This is a genomic window from Bdellovibrionales bacterium (assembly GCA_018266295.1).
Taxonomy (GTDB): Bacteria; Bdellovibrionota; Bdellovibrionia; order Bdellovibrionales; family Bdellovibrionaceae; genus JACMRP01.
This window is the reverse complement of the sequence record JAFEAQ010000009.1, coordinates 1-2,874: the sequence shown is the minus strand read 5'-3', so window position 1 is coordinate 2,874 and position 2,874 is coordinate 1. Positions and strand designations below refer to the sequence as shown.

3 protein-coding genes are annotated in these 2,874 nt (G+C 55.0%); all 3 read left to right on the top strand.

Features of this window, described 5'->3' with window-relative positions; genetic code table 11:
- The first annotated feature begins 325 nt into the window (after positions 1 to 325).
- The 3 genes from JSU04_07755 (at position 326) to JSU04_07745 (ending at position 2,631) form a co-directional block, all read left to right on the top strand.
- Complete coding sequence (locus JSU04_07755; GenBank protein MBS1970188.1) at positions 326 to 685, top strand: hypothetical protein; 360 nt, start codon at positions 326 to 328, stop codon at positions 683 to 685.
- A 591-nt stretch (positions 686 to 1,276) separates the two neighbouring features.
- Positions 1,277 to 1,786, top strand: a complete 510-nt coding sequence (locus JSU04_07750; protein MBS1970187.1) for a hypothetical protein — start codon at positions 1,277 to 1,279, stop codon at positions 1,784 to 1,786.
- 104 nt (positions 1,787 to 1,890) lie between these two features.
- Complete coding sequence (locus JSU04_07745; protein ID MBS1970186.1) at positions 1,891 to 2,631, top strand: hypothetical protein; 741 nt, start codon at positions 1,891 to 1,893, stop codon at positions 2,629 to 2,631.
- Positions 2,632 to 2,874 lie beyond the last annotated feature (243 nt).

Below are 2,874 nucleotides of genomic sequence, written 5' to 3'. Positions count from 1 at the left end.
CTGAGTGTTGGCGCCAGGTTCAACATGAGCCTCTCTCTCGTGTCGCATCGTTGGAGGAATACTCCACCCTTGCGTCCGAGCGCTCTTTTGTTGCCGAAGACAAAGCCTACTATGCGCTTCCATCTGTCACTGAACTACTTGAGGGCTACTATGGGCCGCTCATCGAACACGCAATTGCCATTGGTGCATAACATTTTCTAAGGACTTCCCCGTCAAGCACTGCCTTGGGGCGGCAAGTTATCAACCTCTGAGGCTAAATCATGGCTATGCGAAAACTTCGAGTCCTGTTCTTCTCCTTGTGCGCCACGGCAGTGTCCGTCGGGATTTGGGTCGTCGCTATCTTGCTCAACCTGCTTCACTGGCTCCTTGGAGATACGTCGCTGACTCGCTCACTCGCCTGGACGCTCACCATCGCGTCGTTGGTTGGCTTCCAGGTCTTGTTCTGCAGGCACTTCAACCGCACATTGCCGCGATGAGCCATGCCGCTGGACCGACCGGACCACCATACACGGATTGGGTCAATCTGGGGCGCCACGAATCTGGGCATACGTATCAATATCAAGCGCCAGGCCCCTTCTTCTTGCCTGCCTATCTCTTATCAGGCGGGGCGTTTACTTCAAAGAATCCGTTTGAAACAGCAGCGGACAACTATGGCAAGACTGGAAAAGGTTGGTGGCCATGGTAGAGCGGGTCAGTGTGACTGACACATGCTTGCACACGACAATCCAGTCAACTGGACCACATTAGGTAGTTCAGCCCCTCATGACCGATGAAGAACTCAATGTGTTACCTTCCCCGGCCTGGATGCCAAGTCGCATCCCGACTCGGGACGCGCTCGTGGCCATCGTGCCTAAAGGTGTCGAATTTCCAAGAGAGCGCATTCCTTCAAGTCCAGAACAGCGGTGGTATCCGCAAAAGGATGGCAGTATTCGATTGTTGGTGCAGCATGACGGAGGGGCCTTTGACACGTCTCTCTTTCACATTGCGCCGCGCGCCTGGGACCACACCACGTGCGACGTATGCAACACCCGCATACCCGCAATGACGGTCTGCTTCGTCACTAGGTACGATCCATATATTGCTCTTTGCGCAACTTGCTTTGAAAACCATGTCGTGGCCCATCTCGGCACCCTTCGCATCATGTTGTGGCGTGTCAAACGCATGATTGGTATTCATGCCGCGGCGTGACCTCGCGCGCTTCGGTCGCCGGACGCTGCGCGACGTGGCCATTCAGTGCCGCTTAGCTCCGTGCTGAGCGTCTTAAAGGGGGCGTGCTTTGCTTAAGCTTGATGATCCACGTTGGTCTGAACTACAGCATGCCTACGGCGTCGCCACGGACGTCCCGGCTTTGTTGAAACAACTCACTGACATCCCCTCGTCTGAGGATGACAAAGAGCCATGGTTTTCCATCTGGAGTGCCCTGGCACACCAAGGCAATGTGTACTCTGCTTCGTTCGCAGCGGTGCCACACGTCATTGAGGCACTCGCGTCTGCGCCATTGAGTGCCGACTTTTCCTATTTTCAATTTCCGGCCTGGGTTGAGATTTGCCGCGCAAAGAACAACGTTCCGGTTCCCGAAGATATTGCTGCCGCCTATTTCGACGCTTTGTCTCGCTTGCCCGTGCTAATGGCGGCAGCTTCCTCGCGCAAGTGGGATGAGGGTTTCCTCCGTTGCGCTCTTTCGGCGGTTGCCGCAGCGAAAGGGCAACCACTGATCGCCGAGGCTGTCTTGGAGCTTTCACCCGACGTGGCGGCGGAGTTCATGGAGTGGTTCTCTGAACGCTAAGACGCCCGATCTCCTCCATCGAAAGAAACCGCCTGTCAGCAGCAGGCTATCGCACCTACTCGACATAGCCACGCAGCGCTGGTTAGCTCTACATAAGGCAGCTCATGTTTGCATCTTCTAAACCAAAGCCATTGCGTGATGTACGGTACTTTGAAAGCGATGAACCTCCACGCCCTGGGGAGTCCATGCCCGGATATACGTCAGAGTTGTACTCCTTTCCGAAAGGGGCAGTGGCGCTAGGCCAACGTATCGGAATGAAGTGTGAGGAGCTGGGTATATCCATAGGGCGAGCCGACCATTTGTATGTGTGCGTTACACCGTCGTTGCCTGCTACGACAATTGAGTTGTCTGAATACACTCGGGAACCTTGGCATCGCTTCGTCGTTTGCGGTTTGTCGTACGATTTCAACACCCTTACCGACGAAAGAAGGCTTGAGGCAGTTACAGACCTGACGTTCAAAGCCCTCCACCTGCTCGTGCCGGACGCTACCGCTGCACTCGACTCGCTAAGCCAAATGATTAAGTCAGAAGGCGAGGCCCTGCGCGTGCAAATCAAGTACAAAGAGACACAGAAACTCTTGATCCATGTGGAGCAAAACGTTGCGGTTCACCCTCGCCACACTGAGATATTCGTTCGCGTCACGAACCGTCAAAAGCAACTGACGAAAGAGACGAAGGTCGCGGAGGTGAGGTTTTATGACGAAGCATCCAGCCTGGTCGACCGGATTTCCATTACGAACAATCTTCTCACGATCCATCCCCGCAAATCGTTTCGGGCCAGCCTCATCACCGCCAACTACCATGTCCCAATTCAACTTGACCTCGCAGAACTGGGCGTTGCTTAACATGACTCTAAGGACTTCCCGGTCAAGCACCATTTTCCAATGACCGGCCGCCAAGCCGGTTTTCTTTTCCTGCCTACCTGCTCTTGTTTCCTGACGCCTGCACACACGCGACGGATCTGACAGACTGCCTCTCTCTAATCGGCCTTGATCGGGTCTCGCCCCCGGGGCCATGCGACTAACCGCACCAGCAGGCCTCAATCGTTCATCGGCGGGATCAGGGAAACAGGGATCAGCCGTTTCCCT